This is a genomic window from Xenococcus sp. PCC 7305, from assembly GCF_000332055.1.
GTDB lineage: Bacteria > Cyanobacteriota > Cyanobacteriia > Cyanobacteriales > Xenococcaceae > Xenococcus.
Genome location: NZ_ALVZ01000215.1, coordinates 1 through 16,515 on the forward strand (window position 1 = coordinate 1; position 16,515 = coordinate 16,515).

A 16,515-nucleotide genomic window follows, 5' to 3' on the forward strand; every position below is an offset into this window, starting at 1 on the left:
GGCGTTGCTGAATCCAGATATGAATTCGTTTCGCGCAAAGGCGCAAAGACGCAAAGAAAGAAGCAAAGAAGATTAGTCCAAAATTCTTTCATGTTTTAAATCAGCAACGCCAAAATTGCTTGTCCTCGAATGGGGGAAAATTGAAAATTAAATATGCAAGTGTGTTGAGGATTAATTTTCCTCTATTCCCGATTCCCGATTCCCGATTCCCGATTCCCAATTCCCAATTCCCTAAAGTGCAGATTTATTGTGTTCCAGGAGCAAAATGATTACTATATCCAATTTCAATTCAATTTAAAACTTTTCACCTTCCAAGGATCAATAGAAAGATTCACTGTTTGATTATTTTTCTCTTCCAGACAATTTACTTCACTGCTAATTGCCAATCCTAAATTACTTTTCAAAGCCAAATTGGCTACTTCCCCATGACATTCATAATAGCGTAAAATAACATCGCTTCCAGCTTGTTTTTCCGTATTTTCTGCTCCCTTAAAAGCCATTAAAATTAAATTATCTGCTGACAAATTGAGAAAACTTAACCCAGAGTCAAGATAGGAATTTTCTTGATTTTCTTGACTTGCTGCTACTATTTGTAAATGAATATTGAGCTCATAAGCTTTGTGCACTGTTCGTGCCTGCTGCCAACTATCTCTGTGGGGATAGATAGCATAGGTAAACTGATGCTTTCCTCTGTCGGAATTGGGATCTGGCCACAGAGGAGAACGCAACAAGGTAATTCTAATTTGGCTAGGTTTAATGTCATAACCATATTTACAATCGTTGAGTAAACTTACGCCATATTTTTGGGTCTGATCTGTTAGATCTACCCATTTTAGGGCCGAGGTTTCCCATTTAGCCTTTTCTGCGACTGTTTGGGGTTTTGTGGGGCGTTCTATGGCACCACAGGCTATTTCATAGGTAGCATAATCACTTTCTATCGTCAGAGGAAAAGCCGCTTTGACGAGTACATGGGTTTCTTGCCAATCTACTGTGGTAGATATTTTCAAGGCTGGAGAATTAGCCTCTAATATATAATCTTGAATGAATTCTGATTGCCCAATAATTCTGACTACTCTAATACTTTGTTGTATTATTCCTTGATCTAACCATTGAATTGATTTTAGGCTTGCTTCTGGTAGTGCTTTTTGTTCATATTCTGGATCGATATTCCAAGCATCCCAATATTGTCCTTTATCGGTAAAAGACTGTAGTTGATTACCTTGTCCTGATAATATTTCCTGTCGATTAATCTTGTCATAAATACTATTTAAGTCTCCCGTTTCTGGATTGATCTCCACACTTAAATATTTGTTTTCTAGGCTGTATTTTTTATGAGTTAGTTTTAGCTCTTTCTTTTGTTGAAATGTAATATATTCTGCTTCTAAGATTGGCGATAACCAATATACAGAATAACCAACAGAAGGAATATCTTTGGCGGTAAATAGTAATTGATTATTATCTGTGATCTGGCATGGGATAGGATTCCGCTCTAGATCGTAAACTTGATAGTATTCTTGTTGCATGGGAATAGAGACTATTTGTGATCGCATCCAGTTAAGAGCATTAAAGATAACTATCGCTTTAGCATCAGGAGTTGGTGGATCAGGGAGTTTGATAAAAGACGCGATCGCCTCTAAAGATTGCCGTAAAACTCTTTCCCCAATATTCACCGCCTCGTCCCATTCTTGATTAGCTTCAGTAAACACTTCGGGAATAGATGTTCCAGGCAGAATGTCATGAAATTGATTAAATAATACTTTTTTCCAAGCTTTTTCTATTTCATCTTGCCAAGATAGAAATTTTGCTTCATGCTGCTCACTCCGATTAGTCAAACTTCCTAAAGTTGCGAACAACTCAGCCTGATAAAGTAAATTTTCACAATAGCGATTAAATCTTTTTTGTTCTGCATGGGTCGTATAACAACCACGATGCAATTCTAAATATAGTTCTGAATTATGAATTGGAAATACTGGATGTTGAATGCTATCAATTGTTGACTCAGTTGACTCATCAGGAATCTTATTATTGGGAGACTTTTTAGAAACCTTATCTAAGTATTCTGTTGCGGTGGTAAATTTTATATCAGGGAAAAAAGGCGACTTTTGCCATAATGCGGCAACATCTAACATATCTCTTGTCGGCCCCCCTCCATGATCCCCCACCCCAGGTAACCATAAGATATCTTGCAATCCCGTTTGACTTTCCCACTCCACAGCATGATTAGTCATGGTAATTGGGTTGGTATCCATAACACCTGCAACATTAGGAGGAGCCATCAGAGTCAAGAGCTTTGTCCCATCAGGAGATTCCCACCAGAAACAACCATGGGGAAATTTGGTTGTATCATTCCAATGGAGTTTACTCGTCACAAAATAATCAATACCGCATTGTTGTAATAGCTGAGGGAATTGCCAAGGAAAACCAAAACTGTCGGGCAGCCAAGCAATTTTTGTCCTACTACCAAATTTTTCTAGATGATATTTTTGCCCATATAATAACTGACGAATAATCGATTCTCCACTTATAATATTGACCTCTGGTTCGATCCACATTCCGCCAACAGCTTCCCATTTATTTTGTCGAATTGAATCTTGAATTGCGGTAAATATATCCGGACAATTTTCTTCAATCCATTGATACAATGCCGGGCTAGTGTGGCAAAAAGTAAGTGTAGGATAATCTTGTTGTAAATTTAGTACAGATTTAAAAGTACGTTGCGCAACTTCGTAAGCTTCTGCTGTTGTCCATAACCATGCCATATCGAGATGGGCATGTCCTAGTAGATTAAATTCTCTTTGTTTAATGTTTTTTGCTAGAGGTAGCAGATTTTGGCGAATACTATCTAAATGACGATCTGCCTCTGCCATATTATGAAAAATATTCCAGTCTATTTGTTTGATTTCTACTAGAAAATCTGGTACTTTCTCTGGTTCAAATTTGGTAATATATTTGGCTAAGACACTAAGTTCATTAGCGACTAGGCCAGGATCTAGTTGAAGTTCCAGTTGGGAATTATCTTTTTCGTAAACTAAATGCGATCGCATCAAAGCCCCAATATCATGATTAGGACTTACTAAACGAATAGCGACTAAAAATTCTTCTCCAGCAATAGCATTATTTGTAATTAAAACTCTAGCCGAAGAATCAAATAAATCACCCTCTTGTAGCAGTTTGCCATTGACAAATATTCGAGTATCTTCTGCCCACCAAGTCAACACTAACCGTAAAATTAATCCAGGTAAAGGATAATCTTTTAAGCATTGAGGAACCTTTATTTTTTGGACTAGCCATCTGATTTGTCTGCCTTTGGGAAATACAATGTACTTGTTCTCATTAAGTTTTGCTTTTTGCTTATTTTCTAACTTAATTGCTTTTAAATCTTGTTGAGGATTAAATTCTGGATCATAATGCCAATTATCTTGGATATCTAATTGAGTCTGAGCCCTTAATTTTGCGATCGCATTTTCAATAATATTGAGATCACTATTAGTCATAAGTAATAAATAATAAGTAATAAGTAATAAGTTTTACAATCAAATATAAATCATCAAATCAAAATTTTGCGACCTGACTTCTTGATTTTTCGTTAAATTTCTCCTAAAACCTAAAACCTAAAACCTATCATATGAATCAAAAAATAATTCAAGTAGACGCTTTTACCAATACTCCTTTTAAAGGGAACCCTGCTGCGGTATGTGTCCTAGAAAAACCTCAAAGTGCAGAATGGATGCAACTAATTGCCAGAGAAATGAACCTTTCGGAAACTGCATTTATTCTCAAGCAAGAATCTGGTTTCAATCTGCGTTGGTTTACTCCCACAACCGAAGTTCCCTTATGTGGTCATGCGACTTTAGCTAGCGCCCATACTTTATGGGCAGAGGGATATTTACAACCAGAAGAAATCGCGAATTTCCAGACCAAAAGTGGTTTATTAAAAGCTCGCTTACAAGGAGATTGGATCGAGTTGGACTTTCCAGCAAATTTTTCAGAAGTTACAACTCCACCACCAGAATTAGTAACTGCTTTAGGAGCAAATATTATAACAACAGTTAAAAACTCTCTCGGGTATTTGGTGGAAGTAGAATCAGCATCTATTGTCAGTAATTTACAACCAAATTTTTCCTTGCTAAAGAGTTTAGCTATGCCTGATGTAATTGTGACAAGTATAGGAGAAACTGATAGCGAATATGATTTTGTTTCTCGCTTTTTTGCTCCAGGATTGGGAATTGATGAAGATCCAGTGACAGGTGCTGCCCATTGTTGCCTGGCTCCTTTTTGGCACAGCAAATTACAGAAAAATGAATTTACTGCTTATCAAGCTTCTGCTCGTGGGGGTGTGGTAAAAGTTAAATATGATGGAGGGGCTAGGGTTTTTCTACAGGGGCAAGCTGTTACGGTAATGAAGGGAGAGCTTTGGGATTGAGTAATAAGTAATAAGTAATAAGTAGTAAATATTATGTTATTAGAAGTTAAGAAAATCGTTGTTCCTCCGGGACAAACTGTCGTTTTACGGGATATCGCTTGGTCAGAGTTTGAAGCAATTCTCGAAGATTTGGGAGAAAGTCGCAGTTCTAGAATCGCCTATGATAACGGAATTTTATCTATTATGACGCCATTGCCAGAACATGAAGTTAACAAGGTCTTGATTACCAACTTAGTTGAGATTCTGTTGGAAGAATCAGATATGGAATTTTGGTCTTTGGGGTCAACAACTTTTAAAAACAAAATTATGCTTCAAGGAATTGAGCCTGACAATTGTTTTTACATCCAAAATTCATTAGCCGTGAGAGGTAAAGATAGGATAGACCTGACAGTTGACCCACCTCCAGACTTGGCTATTGAAGTGGAAGTGACATCCCGAAGCAACCTTAGTATTTATGCGAAGTTGGGAGTTGCTGAATTGTGGCGATTTGAAAAAGGCCAGTTAAAGATCGATATCTTACGAGATGGTGTTTATCTAAAATCTAAATTTAGCTCCATCTTTGCAGGTATTCCTTTACTTGAGATTATCCCTGAATATTTAGCGAAGGCAAAAGCAAATGGCCGTAATAGAACAATTAAAGAATTCAGACAATTAGTTATTACCTTAATTGAACAAAAGCAATAACTAAATATGCCTGATAACTAACTTCGTAGTTATTAAATAATCAATGATTAATGATTAATGGTCAATGATTACTTGGCTAATTCAGCCTCAATAGCAGCAATTAAACTAGAGTCGCTAGGTGCAACGCCGCTTTTGAATCTAGCAACAACTTCTCCTTGTTTACTAATTAAAAACTTCTCAAAGTTCCAAGCGACATCCCCTTGAGGCTCCACAGAACTGGTAAGAGTTGCATAGAGAGGATGTTTACTAGCACCAAGGGCTGCGACCTTATCAAACATCTCGAAAGTAACACCATATTTTGTCTCACAAAACTGGGCAATTTCGTTGTTACTTCCTGGTTCTTGCGCTCCGAAATCATTACAAGGAAAACCTAGAACCTTCAGTCCTTGAGATCCATATTTTTGGTTAAGTTCTTCTAAACCTGAATATTGAGGGGTATAGCCGCAATAGGAAGCTACATTGACGATTAGTAGTACGTTTCCCGAATATTCAGCTAATTTCTTTTCTAAACCGTTAATAGTTTTGACTTTGATGTCAGATACAGTAGCACTCATGTTTTCTTGTTCTCAACCAAAAAGTTTATTCAATATATCAATGGTAACTTTATCACTGAAGCTACAAGAAAGAAATGCAATTTGGCTCACAACACCATGCCGCATTTTTCCCCTCATTTCTGTGCCAAGATAGAATTCCCAACTTGGGATAAGAGTTATGAGTTACAAAACCCCCTATCATCTATTCCGATCGCTCCATAGGTTGAAGCAATGGCTCAACAGGAGATTTACAGTTCTGGGTAAGGGAATTATTATTTGTTTGCTGATCTCTGCCATTGTCGGAATTGATACCCGACTAACTATGGCATATCAAGTATTTGCCTTTTTGCTGGCAGCTTTGGCGATCGCAATCTTGTTTAGTCTGCGCTTTGCTGCTCGTCTTGTTGTAACTCGTACTCTTCCTCGATTCGGAACTGTGGGCGTGAAGTTGCAATATTCAGTTCTTGTTGAAAATCAAACGGACAAAATACAAAAGGGCTTAAGTTTAAAAGAAAATTTCGCTGATTCTTGCCCTAGTTATACAGAATTTAGCCATGCTGTTTCTACAAATAAATATCGTTTTACCTCTATTTCTTATTTATATTATCGTTGGCGGAAATTAGTTAATCGCAGAACCAAAGCTACGACCAAAGTCTTTGATATTCCCACTATTCAAGCTCATGGCAAAACTAAGGTTGTGATGGAAATTGAACCTACCGCTAGGGGCATTATCGAATTAACTGGGATGACTATTGCACGCCCTGATCCTTTTGCTCTATTTAATGCTTGTAAAACTATTACGCTCAAACAATCTTTGTTGATTTTACCAAAACGCTATCAAGTGCCACGTTTGGAACTTCCTGGCATGAGAAAAGCTCAATCGGGAAGTACTTCTTTAGCTGCTGCTGTGGGTGATTCAGAAGAATTTGTTTCATTACGAGATTATCGCCCTGGTGATCCTTTGCGAAAAATTCATTGGCGAAGTTGGGCCAAAACCAATAAACCGATTGTCAGAGAAGAACGAGAACAGTTTTTTGTCCGTCATGCCTTGATTTTGGATAATTTCGACTCGAATGAATATAGCGAAATTATGGAGGAAACTGTATCTGTTGCGGCTTCTTTTGCTTGTGATTTTCAGACTCAGGAATCCTTATTGGATTTGATGTTTGTCGCAGATCAAGCTTATTGTTTTACGGCAGGGAGAGGATTGGGGACAACAGAAAAAATGCTAGAAATCTTGGCAGCAGTTAAGACTTGTCAGGATACGTCTTTTGAAAGTTTGACTACGACGGTGATGAATCGAGTTTCTTTGTTGAGTGGCTGTATTTGTATCTTGATGCGTTGGGATGAAGCTCGGAAAAAATTAATTCGCAATCTTCAGGAGTTTAATATCCCTACCTTGGTTTTAGTGGTTACAGATCAACAAGAAAGCATCGATGATTTTGATTTGGGAAAAATACATTCATTACATTTGGGAAAAATACAAGAAGGCTTGATGAAATTAAAAATTGAAAATTAGGGAATTATGAAAATTAGGGAATTATATTTAAGTACCTAAGCAGAATCGATGACACATTATTTGATTTCTGTTCCCCGTTCCCTATTCCCTATTCCCTCATAGAATTATTTTACACAACTACTCATCATACTTTTTAGGAAACCGATGTTAGGAATTACTTTAATCGTTTTATTATTTGTCATTGTTATTATTGGTATTACTGGAATCTCCATATATAACAGTTTAGTAATCAGGAAAAATCAAGTAAATCGTTCTTTTTCCAGCGTGGATGTTTTACTGAAAAAAAGATGTGATCTCATTCCCAATTTGGTTGCTGTTGTCAAACAACATATGCAATTTGAACAAAAGACTTTGGCTGAAATCACCAGATTGCGATCGCAAGTAATGACGGGTAATCTTTCACAAGACCGCAGATTAGTTCTAGAAAATCAAATTTCTCGCACCATGGGTAATATCTTGGCAATGATTGAAAATTATCCTGAATTAAAGTCTGATCAACATATCAGTCAGTTATTGGGGACTTTGACTGAAGTAGAAGAACAAATTTCTGCGGCCCGAAGATTTTTTAATACCGCTGTCACCGAATATAACAATGCTCTGGAAATGTTTCCTAGTAATATCATTGCGAATATGATGGGATATCGCATCAAGGATGTTTTTGTGGCGACAGCAGCAGAAAGACAAAATATTGATGTGGATCGGATTTTTATCAATTGATAGAAGTGAGAGAAGTTAATATTTCTAATGCAAGATGCTTCTTTATAATAATTTATGAACATTTTCTTCGAGATATTCAGTATTATTTAAGTGTATTTTTGGCAATTGCTCAATTTAGACTCATGACAGGATTAAACAAACAAACAATGCAGACTATTGATCACAACTTTTCTTTGGTGGTTGATTTTCTAAATCGCAAGTTACGTAAAACCAGCGTACATCTTGTGGAAGTGCCCTGCTATTTTTATCAAAGCAACAAGTCAAAACTAGAAATAACAGTGTTTTCTAATCCTAGAATTGCCACAATAGACGTAAGAATGATTGGATTAAAAAACCACGATAGAGAGCCTTATTTTGAATGCAGTTACGATTTAAATGGGCTGTCAATTCATTCTTTTCAAAGGGATATTGAGGATTTAATTTCAAACATGGACTAAGGAGTAAAGTAGTTCATCTGATCAATTTGTCCGACTGTTACATCATAATGCGCCGATAGATTCGGCAAAAGGAACTTTAGCAGCAATTCTTATCTTGTATCCTCTCTTTTCTCCACTTAAGGTTTCAAAATGATAATTGCTGTCGATTTAGTAATGCAGGGAACTGCCCAATCATAGTACAGAATGTTTTAGTCTTCAAAGTTTGATCACCAATAATGTATCCATCGCCTTATCATTCTCTATTACAATAATCAAAAGAAAGCTCCAGATGATTAAAGTTTTATGGCCGTTGCCGTTTCTATAGAAAAACTACAAAAAAACTACGGAGATGTTCAAGCATTAAAGGACATCTCGTTTACAGTTCCCCAAGGAGAGATCTTTGGTTTACTCGGCCCCAATGGTGCTGGGAAAACGACGACAATTCGTTGTCTGTGTACTCTGACGAAACCAGATCAAGGCAAAATTGAAGTCGGGGGAGTTTCTGCGGTGAATAATCCCCGGGAAGCCCGGCGTAGATTGGGTTATATTGCCCAAGAAGTCGCGATCGACAAAATGCTCACAGGAAAGGAATTATTAGAATTGCAAGCCGCACTCTACCATATTCCCAAGGCCAGAAGTAAACAGCGGATTCCCCAACTAATAGAAACCCTGGGGTTGCAAGAATATGCCGATAAAAAAGCTGGTACCTATTCTGGGGGAATGCGGAAACGATTGGATTTAGCTGCGGGGTTGTTACATCAACCAGAAGTTCTGGTTTTAGATGAACCGACAGTGGGTTTAGATATAGAAAGTCGGATGGTGTTGTGGGACTTTTTGCGTCAACTTAAAGCAGCTGGTACAACTGTGTTAATTACCAGTCACTATTTAGAGGAAATTGATGCTTTAGCCGATCGCCTAGCAATCATCGATAAAGGAGTTGTGATCGCAGAAGGGACGCCTTCTGAGCTGAAAGACAAAGTTGGTGGCGATCGCGTGACCCTGAGAATCCGAGAATTTACTCCCAAAGAAGAAGCGACTCAAGCCAAATCTCTTTTAGAATCTTTGGGCTTTGTTAAAACTGTCATTGTTAATCCTTCCCGAGGCAATGCCTTAAATCTGATTGTTCAAGGAGAAAATAACGTTCTCAGTAAAATAGAACAAGCCTTGTCGGTCGTAGAATTGCCAACTTTTAGTCTTTCCCAATCTCGTCCTAGTTTGGATGATGTTTACCTTGCAGCGACAGGTCAAACGATTTTAGATGCAGAAATGGCGGCTGCGGGAACGAGGGATCTTAAGAAAGAGAAAAAATTGCAGATGAAATGAGCAATGGGTAATGGGTAATGGGTAATGGGTAAATACTTTATTATTAGTGATTTCCAATCACGAGAACAATATTACAATGATTGAAGAGCTCACAGCAGGTTAGAGAAGAAACAAATATGGTAACAACTAAAGAGTTAAATTCTGTTTTAGCCCCAGATTCCAACGTTAGTCAAGAGCCTGAATTTGTTAGTAGTCCTGTTGGGGACTTTATTCAGGAAACATTAGCCCAAACCAAACGTCTCTTTATTCAACTACAACGTCGTCCTTCGACTTTGATTGCAGGAGTTATTCAACCTTTTATGTGGTTGATTCTTTTTGGGGCTTTGTTTAGCAACGCTCCTCAAGGTTTATTTGGAGATGATCTTAGTTATGCAAAATTCCTGGCCCCAGGAGTGATTGTGTTTACTGCTTTTTCGGGAGCTTTGAATGCTGGATTGCCTGTAATGTTTGATCGCGAATTTGGTTTTCTCAATCGCTTATTAGTTGCGCCTTTGGCCTCACGCTACTCGATTGTGGCCGCTTCTACAATCTATATTATTGCCCTGAGTTTTATCCAAACGGCAGTAATTATTGTTGCTAGTGCTTTTTTGGGTGCGGGATTCCCTAATCTGGCGGGATTAAGCGCGATCGCTTTAATTGTCTTTCTGGTGGTCTTGGGAGTCACAGCTTTAAGTTTGGGCTTAGCCTTTGCCCTTCCTGGTCACATTGAACTGATTGCGGTGATTTTTGTCACTAACTTACCGCTTTTGTTTGCTAGTACAGCTCTCGCACCATTAGATTTTATGGCAGGTTGGCTACAGGTCGTAGCGAGTCTCAATCCTTTAACCTACGCGATCGAACCAATTCGTTATCTCTACTCCCACGGAGATTGGGCAATTAGCAGTATCGTAATGGATACTCCTTGGACATCGGTTAGTTTTGCAGGTGTTATCCTAGTGTTACTAGCTTTTGATGCTTTAGTCTTATTAACTATTCAACCTTTGTTACGTCGTCGTTTTGCCTAAAAAAAATCTTTTAACTTTTTATTTATTATGAAAAATCCACTCTCTCAAATAGCGATCGCTTTAGGTTTAGGTGTTGCTGTTGCTTTCAGCTTAGCTTCAACCGCTAGATCTCAATATGTAGATCCCAATGATCAAGGCTATCAATCTGGGGAAAAAGATGCTCTGTATGGTGATGGAATCACAGGTATCAATCCTATGGATCTAATTCACAGAGCCAACCTTAGTGGTGGCCTAAGTGCCGAAGAATTTAACGAACAATCCCAAGGACAAATCCAAAATTCGGCAGCAGAATATAGGCGTTTACAACAGGAAAGAATTCTACAGCAATATCGCAATCAAAATGAAGTTGAAGGGGCTATTGTTGAATAGAAATAGTTTTTTCATACATGTATGTAGAGACGTAGCATACTACGTCTCTGCCCATTACCCATTTTCTGTTTGCCATATTTTTTGATTGAGATTTAAATCTTGCACGATCCCAATCATCAATTGTAGACTTTCAAAATATTCTCGCAGAGGTGCAAAAGATAACATGCTAGTGAAAATCTTTGGTTCAAAAAGATTGTGGTGGTAGCGAATGGCAATGCATACATGACCGTCAACAAAGGATATATGTACTTTTCTGTTAGCTTTTTTCTGAAAGTTCACTAGTCTATTCATTAAACTAGTAGATAAAATAAAACGAGATTCCAGTTGAGAGTCTCCATAAATATCAAACATCTGATTGAGTTCTGGATCTTCTAACCTTATTGTTTGTCCTCGCCACGATTGTTTATATATTTTATTTGTAAAGGTTTTAGGCAAAATAAAAATTCTACTTTCAAATTTCTTGGGGAATTTAGCAACAAAGAAAAGTCCTCTGAAAATTTTGGTCTTGGATGGTTTATAAGTTAGTTCTGAAGGATATGGTTTTTTTTGTCTTATACTTTCTGTTTGCTCTAACTTAATTACCAAAACTATCAGATAAAGTATTGTATTGAGAATCAGGGAAAATGTTTGCCAGCAGGTTCTGATTACTGGATTATTAGAGCCTATTTTTGGTGATAAATCACTAAGATTAGCGGTGAATCTCTCTTTTAGACTAGATGTTCTCTCTACTAAAATCTCGGCAAAAAAAATATCTGTGTCACCAACTTTTCCGTAAATACAATCTTCTTGTTCTAAAAAATTGGGGATTTCTGTATTTTTGTTAAAAAGTTGACTATGACGAAAACATGCTTCAGTATGATGTTGATCTAAAAGGAATAGATGGGAAGCGTAGTCTAAAGTATTATTGCTATCAATGAAATTTACTATTTTTTCAATTATTTTTCTTTTGAAACCTAGTCCATATACTTGGATACAAGAACGACAAAAAATTAACCAAACAGGAAATAAACAAACTAATCCCATAAGAAAAAAGATCGAAAAAGAATCTTTGGGTATTAGAAAAAAAGTTAACCAGTAGGAGATTGCACCTGATAATAATATACAGATAATTCCTGAGATGATAATGCTAATCAGTGCTTGGATTCTTTTGTGTTCTAATTCTTTGAGCTGCGGTAATAAATTAGCTCGACAATAGTTTTTAAATTCCGTCAGGCTTTTTAGTTTTATCGGTTTAGACGCCTGTTTTTTGTTGGGGTCTGATTCTGTATCTGTTATCTTTTCAGCTATTGATTCTCCTGTGATGGTTGCTAACAATTGTTCACCCCAGAGACGATTACCGGATGAAGAGTTAGCAATTATCTCTGTACATAATGCGATCGCTTTATCTATGGCTTGGTTTTGATAATAAGCTTTAGCTAATCCTCTTTGAATATGAAAATAATGAGGAGAACTAACATCTATTTCTCGGGATAGTTGCTCGAAAAGTTCAATAGCCTGCGCATAATCACCGGTTTGCAAAGCGCGATCGCCTTTAATAAATAATCCTTGGATTTCTTGCTGATTCACAATGATATTTGCTGAGCTTTTTTGCTGAGCGTTACTATTTTTCAGCCAACTGTAAGCATAGTCTTCCCAAATAGTATTTGTAATTCACAGGACCTCGAATGCAAAAAGGAGAGAGCTCGATATTTATCCCATACTTAAAACCTTTCCCTCACAATCACCTTAAGTTTCGTCGAGTTCTACAGCTAAGCTTAAAATAGGAATTTTTAGGTCGTAGTAAAACTAATAATATGAGAGTTTTTCCCGCACATAAGAATTTATAAGTTTGAGGCAATAATAATTTATAGCAGTTCTTGTTGCTGGTGAGAAATTTAAAATCGCCAAACACTAAGCTGTAAGCCAGAGACATTTTCCTAAATTTTTACCCTTTAATTTTTGCTTTCCCTTCACATCCTACTGCTTAAAAAAATGATTGATAATGCAAATCTCAACCCTCAAGAGTATTCAAAGCCCGAGAAAGTATCTTTAGTTTATTTATTTGGAAATTTTCTCAAAATAGGTAGTACTGCTTTTGGCGGTTTTATGGCTTTGGTTTCCGTGATCGAAAATATTATTGTGGAACGACGTAAATTGCTGAATCACGAAGATATGTTGGACGGAATTTCCCTCGCTAGTGTGTTACCTGGCCCCGTAGCCGCTAATGTGGTGGCTTATGTTGGCTATCGTTTGCGTGGTGGTTTGGGTGCTTTGGCCGCGACAACCGCTGTTTTATTACCTTCTTTTTTATTAGTCGTTGGTTTGACAATTGTTTATTTACAAGCAGGAGACATTCCCGCAGTTAATAGAATTTTGGCCGGATTTATTCCCGCAGTTGTCGCAATTATTATTAGTGCTGCCTATCGCATGAGCAAAAAAGCGGTAAAAGGATGGCGAGAAGTTGCGATCGCGGGAGTGTCAGCCATCTTGCTACAGACCATTGGTGGTATTTATATTACTTTTATTGTCATTGGTGGTTCCGGGATTATTGGTTGGTTACTCTATCGTCGCCGAGTAGCGAAAGAGCTAGCGAAACAAGACATTGCCGAAAAAGGGCCATTAGCTCTTAAACCAATTATTATTCCTCTGATTATACTTGCTGTATTTTTGTCATTTTCTTTCCTTCCTTTACCTGTGGGTCAAGATAGCTTAGCCAAGTTGTTTACGACTTTTTCTGGAATGAGCCTGATGCTATTTGGTGGCGGTTATGTGATTATTCCTATGATTCAAGAGATTGTAGTTAATAATTTTGGTTGGTTAAATCAGCAGGAATTTGCTAGTGCGATCTCGATGGGACAAATTACTCCTGGCCCAATTCTTATTAGTGCAGCGTTTATTGGCTACAAAGTTCAGGGTATTTGGGGGGCAATTGTTTCTACGGTTGGGATCTTTTTTCCGCCTGCTTTGTTGATGGTTACCATGTCCCATTTATTGGAACATATTAAGGGGTCTGTGATTATTCAGGCTGCACTCAAGGGGATTCGACCTGCGGTAATTGGCATGATTGTGATCGCAGGATTTATTGTTGCCAAAGATGCGCCGATGGATCTATTGCAAGAACAAATAGTTAGTTTGGGGATTTTTGTGGTGTCCTTAGCTGCTATTTGGAAATTTAACATCGAAGTAGTGTTTATAATTCCTGTTGCCGGAGTTATTGGTTTATTGCTTTATTAATCCTGTTTAAAGGGCGAATATTCGTCCTTCTTTTATCTTTATATATTCTTACATAGACAGGAGGAAACTCAACAGGGAAAAACCAAACAGGAAAATCATATATATAATGTATATGAAAATGTGTTTTATGTGCATAAGTATGAAAACTAATATAGATCTAGATGATCAACTAGTGGAGCAAGCATTTGTTATTACAGGATTAAGAACTAAAAAGGAATTGGTTAATTTTGCTTTAGCAGAATTAATTAAGAAAAATAGCAAAAAAGACCTTTTCGATTTAGCAGGAGAAATTGAGTTCATCGAAGATTTTAGTACGGATACCTTGAGAAACAATCGTTATGTTATTGATTGATACTTCGATCTGGATTGAGGTATTGCGGGATAAATCTAGAGTTAAAGCAACCAAGCTGAAAAAGATAATTGCTGTACGAGATTACTATCTACCTATATTTACCAAGATGGAACTATTGCAGGGATGTAAAAATGAAGTTGAATGGGTAAAAATGAGTTCTTATCTAGCCAGTCAAAACTATCTAATGCCAAATTACGACTCAATTTGGGAAAATTCAGCCCGACTTTATTTTGAACTGCGCCGTAAAGGAATTACTATTCGCAGCAATATCGATTGTGCAATCTCTATTCTTGCCATAGAAAATCATTTAACACTCTATCATTGCGATAGAGATTTTGAAGCGATTTCAAAGCATACAGTTCTTAAACAGAAAAAATTATGTCTTAGCGACTAGATATATAATAGTCGCAATCACGTAGTATTTAGTCTTAGAAATAAATACTAAGATCAGCCAAAGCAGGCACTGCGTGGTCTGCTTTGCAGGCACTACGTGATCGCAAGTTCAATACTTATTTAATACTTTTATCTTTTCAGGGCAAAAATTTTCTCGATCGCATCAGCGACAACCTTATCCGGGGTTGAAGCTCCAGAAGTCACGCCTACGGTAATTTTGCCGCTCGGGAGCCAATTCTCTTGGACTTCTATATCTTTTTCCAGTGGTTTATGTTCAATAGTATTGTCAGGTTTAATGCGATCGCTACTATCAATGTGATAAGACGTGAAATTTTTCGCGATCGCGATTTCCTGTAAATGAGTAGTGTTAGAAGAGTTGAAACCACCAATAACTAGCATCAAAGACAGATCTTCTTCCACTAGATCTAACATGGCATCTTGTCTTTCTTGCGTTGCATCACAAATAGTATTGAAACTCATAAAATGGTTGTTCAACTCTAAGGGGCCATATTTTTTAAGCATGGTTTGTTCAAATAATTTACCAATTTGCTCGGTTTCACTTTTGAGCATGGTAGTTTGATTGGCGACTCCCACTTTTTCCAAATCGCGATCGGGATCAAATCCTTCTGAATGAGCATGAACAAATTTAGCTAAAAACTCTGTTTTATCTCCACCGTTTAGTATATAGTCGGCCACATAGTTCGCTTGTTCGAGATTTAAGACTACTAAATAGGTTCCGGCAAATGAGCTGGTAGCAACCGTTTCTTCATGTTTATACTTACCGTGAATAATGGAGGTGCAATCACGTTTTTTATGTTTCTCTACCGAATTCCATACTTTGGATACCCAAGGACAAGTCGTATCGACAATTGTGCAACCTTTATCATTCAGCAATTGCATCTCAGTTACACTAGCGCCAAAAGCTGGTAGGATTACCACTTCTCCAGAGCTCACCACCGAAAAATCTTTAACCCCATCAATAACAGGGATAAAACCCACATTCATTTCTTTGAGACGTTCATTTACCGAAGGATTATGGATAATCTCATTGGTAATCCAAATAGTTTCTGTGGGAAAATGCTGACGGGTTTCATAGGCCATGGCCACGGCTCTTTCGACTCCCCAACAAAAACCAAAGGCTTCGGCTAAACGGATTGTGACATTGCCTCGTTGCAGACGGTAGTTGTTGTCGCGAATGGTTTGAATTAAATTGCTCTGATATTCAGCGTTCAGTACGCCAGTAACTTCTGCCTCATGACCAAAACCTTTGCGATGGTAGTTGTCCGATTGATTTAAGGAGCGTTTAAAAGCTTTGGTATCCATCATGTTATTGCTTATCAATATCTAAAACCCGTCAGGTAAACTCTCAAAGAATCATTGTACTAAAATCTGGACTGGCAGAGGAAATCTTGGCTTATTGTTAGCGTCATTCTTAAAATTACCCTTATGAGTTAACATGCACTGCGCAGTTGATTTCCTTAGCTTGATCCCTCAGTAATTTCACTTTAGTCACCCGATTTTCTTTGATTATTGACTGTGTAATTCACTGATGACAATAAGTATAGATTG

15 protein-coding genes are annotated in these 16,515 nt (G+C 37.5%); 11 read left to right on the forward strand and 4 right to left on the reverse strand.

Going from position 1 to position 16,515, the window contains the following annotated elements:
• Positions 1-284 precede the first annotated feature (284 nt).
• Positions 285-3,494: an alpha-mannosidase gene (locus tag XEN7305_RS18565; protein WP_006511032.1), complete on the reverse strand. Its 3,210-nt coding sequence runs from the start codon at positions 3,492-3,494 to the stop codon at positions 285-287.
• Between the two features lie 131 nt (positions 3,495-3,625).
• On the opposite strand from XEN7305_RS18565, the gene XEN7305_RS18570 reads away from it, so the two are divergent.
• Together XEN7305_RS18570 and XEN7305_RS18575 are read left to right on the forward strand one after the other, a co-directional pair.
• Complete coding sequence (locus XEN7305_RS18570) at positions 3,626-4,423, forward strand: PhzF family phenazine biosynthesis protein (protein WP_006511033.1); 798 nt, start codon at positions 3,626-3,628, stop codon at positions 4,421-4,423.
• A gap of 33 nt (positions 4,424-4,456) precedes the next feature.
• Complete coding sequence (locus XEN7305_RS18575) at positions 4,457-5,107, forward strand: Uma2 family endonuclease (protein WP_006511034.1); 651 nt, start codon at positions 4,457-4,459, stop codon at positions 5,105-5,107.
• Between the two features lie 68 nt (positions 5,108-5,175).
• On the opposite strand, the gene XEN7305_RS18580 is transcribed toward XEN7305_RS18575, so the two are convergent.
• Positions 5,176-5,661, reverse strand: a complete 486-nt coding sequence (locus XEN7305_RS18580) for a glutathione peroxidase (protein WP_006511035.1) — start codon at positions 5,659-5,661, stop codon at positions 5,176-5,178.
• Between the two features lie 157 nt (positions 5,662-5,818).
• Here XEN7305_RS18580 and XEN7305_RS18585 point away from each other — a divergent pair, with 157 nt between their 5' ends.
• From XEN7305_RS18585 to XEN7305_RS18610, 6 genes are all read left to right on the forward strand, one after another.
• Positions 5,819-7,159 carry a DUF58 domain-containing protein gene (locus XEN7305_RS18585; protein WP_006511036.1) on the forward strand — a complete coding sequence of 447 codons (1,341 nt, stop codon included), beginning with the start codon at positions 5,819-5,821 and terminating at the stop codon, positions 7,157-7,159.
• 144 nt (positions 7,160-7,303) lie between these two features.
• Positions 7,304-7,876, forward strand: a complete 573-nt coding sequence (locus XEN7305_RS18590) for a LemA family protein (protein ID WP_006511037.1) — start codon at positions 7,304-7,306, stop codon at positions 7,874-7,876.
• 98 nt (positions 7,877-7,974) lie between these two features.
• The gene (locus XEN7305_RS18595) at positions 7,975-8,313 is read left to right on the forward strand and encodes a hypothetical protein (RefSeq protein ID WP_144053320.1); all 339 of its coding nucleotides are present in this window, start codon (positions 7,975-7,977) and stop codon (positions 8,311-8,313) included.
• 282 nt (positions 8,314-8,595) lie between these two features.
• A complete protein-coding gene (locus tag XEN7305_RS18600; RefSeq protein WP_006511039.1) occupies positions 8,596-9,615 on the forward strand; it encodes a daunorubicin resistance protein DrrA family ABC transporter ATP-binding protein in 1,020 nt (339 codons plus the stop codon).
• A gap of 116 nt (positions 9,616-9,731) precedes the next feature.
• Entirely contained in the window at positions 9,732-10,619 is an 888-nt protein-coding gene (locus XEN7305_RS18605) for an ABC transporter permease (RefSeq protein WP_006511040.1), read from the forward strand.
• Between the two features lie 27 nt (positions 10,620-10,646).
• Positions 10,647-10,988 carry a hypothetical protein gene (locus tag XEN7305_RS18610; RefSeq protein ID WP_006511041.1) on the forward strand — a complete coding sequence of 114 codons (342 nt, stop codon included), beginning with the start codon at positions 10,647-10,649 and terminating at the stop codon, positions 10,986-10,988.
• A gap of 54 nt (positions 10,989-11,042) precedes the next feature.
• On the opposite strand, the gene XEN7305_RS26905 is transcribed toward XEN7305_RS18610, so the two are convergent.
• Positions 11,043-12,554 carry a DUF3137 domain-containing protein gene (locus XEN7305_RS26905; protein WP_006511042.1) on the reverse strand — a complete coding sequence of 504 codons (1,512 nt, stop codon included), beginning with the start codon at positions 12,552-12,554 and terminating at the stop codon, positions 11,043-11,045.
• A 405-nt stretch (positions 12,555-12,959) separates the two neighbouring features.
• On the opposite strand from XEN7305_RS26905, the gene chrA reads away from it, so the two are divergent.
• The 3 genes from chrA (at position 12,960) to XEN7305_RS18630 (ending at position 14,947) form a co-directional block, all read left to right on the forward strand.
• Positions 12,960-14,201: a chromate efflux transporter gene (gene chrA, locus XEN7305_RS18620; protein WP_006511043.1), complete on the forward strand. Its 1,242-nt coding sequence runs from the start codon at positions 12,960-12,962 to the stop codon at positions 14,199-14,201.
• A 139-nt stretch (positions 14,202-14,340) separates the two neighbouring features.
• Complete coding sequence (locus XEN7305_RS18625; RefSeq protein ID WP_040898594.1) at positions 14,341-14,553, forward strand: type II toxin-antitoxin system VapB family antitoxin; 213 nt, start codon at positions 14,341-14,343, stop codon at positions 14,551-14,553.
• The gene (locus XEN7305_RS18630; protein WP_006511045.1) at positions 14,540-14,947 is read left to right on the forward strand and encodes a PIN domain-containing protein; all 408 of its coding nucleotides are present in this window, start codon (positions 14,540-14,542) and stop codon (positions 14,945-14,947) included. Before XEN7305_RS18625 ends, XEN7305_RS18630 begins: the two co-directional genes overlap by 14 nt.
• A gap of 128 nt (positions 14,948-15,075) precedes the next feature.
• Here XEN7305_RS18630 and XEN7305_RS18635 read toward each other — a convergent pair whose 3' ends face one another.
• A complete protein-coding gene (locus XEN7305_RS18635) occupies positions 15,076-16,269 on the reverse strand; it encodes a 4-hydroxy-3-methylbut-2-enyl diphosphate reductase (RefSeq protein ID WP_040898595.1) in 1,194 nt (397 codons plus the stop codon).
• Positions 16,270-16,515 lie beyond the last annotated feature (246 nt).

Coding starts and splice junctions, on each gene's coding strand:
- XEN7305_RS18580 (WP_006511035.1), bottom strand. CDS start 5,661: ATGAGTGCTACTGTATCTGACATCAAAGTCAAAACTATTAACGGTTTA.
- XEN7305_RS18565 (WP_006511032.1), bottom strand. CDS start 3,494: ATGACTAATAGTGATCTCAATATTATTGAAAATGCGATCGCAAAATTA.
- XEN7305_RS18575 (WP_006511034.1), top strand. CDS start 4,457: ATGTTATTAGAAGTTAAGAAAATCGTTGTTCCTCCGGGACAAACTGTC.
- XEN7305_RS18635 (WP_040898595.1), bottom strand. CDS start 16,269: ATGGATACCAAAGCTTTTAAACGCTCCTTAAATCAATCGGACAACTAC.
- XEN7305_RS18570 (WP_006511033.1), top strand. CDS start 3,626: ATGAATCAAAAAATAATTCAAGTAGACGCTTTTACCAATACTCCTTTT.
- XEN7305_RS18610 (WP_006511041.1), top strand. CDS start 10,647: ATGAAAAATCCACTCTCTCAAATAGCGATCGCTTTAGGTTTAGGTGTT.
- XEN7305_RS18600 (WP_006511039.1), top strand. CDS start 8,596: ATGGCCGTTGCCGTTTCTATAGAAAAACTACAAAAAAACTACGGAGAT.
- chrA (WP_006511043.1), top strand. CDS start 12,960: ATGATTGATAATGCAAATCTCAACCCTCAAGAGTATTCAAAGCCCGAG.
- XEN7305_RS18630 (WP_006511045.1), top strand. CDS start 14,540: ATGTTATTGATTGATACTTCGATCTGGATTGAGGTATTGCGGGATAAA.
- XEN7305_RS18590 (WP_006511037.1), top strand. CDS start 7,304: ATGTTAGGAATTACTTTAATCGTTTTATTATTTGTCATTGTTATTATT.
- XEN7305_RS18605 (WP_006511040.1), top strand. CDS start 9,732: ATGGTAACAACTAAAGAGTTAAATTCTGTTTTAGCCCCAGATTCCAAC.
- XEN7305_RS18585 (WP_006511036.1), top strand. CDS start 5,819: ATGAGTTACAAAACCCCCTATCATCTATTCCGATCGCTCCATAGGTTG.
- XEN7305_RS18625 (WP_040898594.1), top strand. CDS start 14,341: ATGAAAACTAATATAGATCTAGATGATCAACTAGTGGAGCAAGCATTT.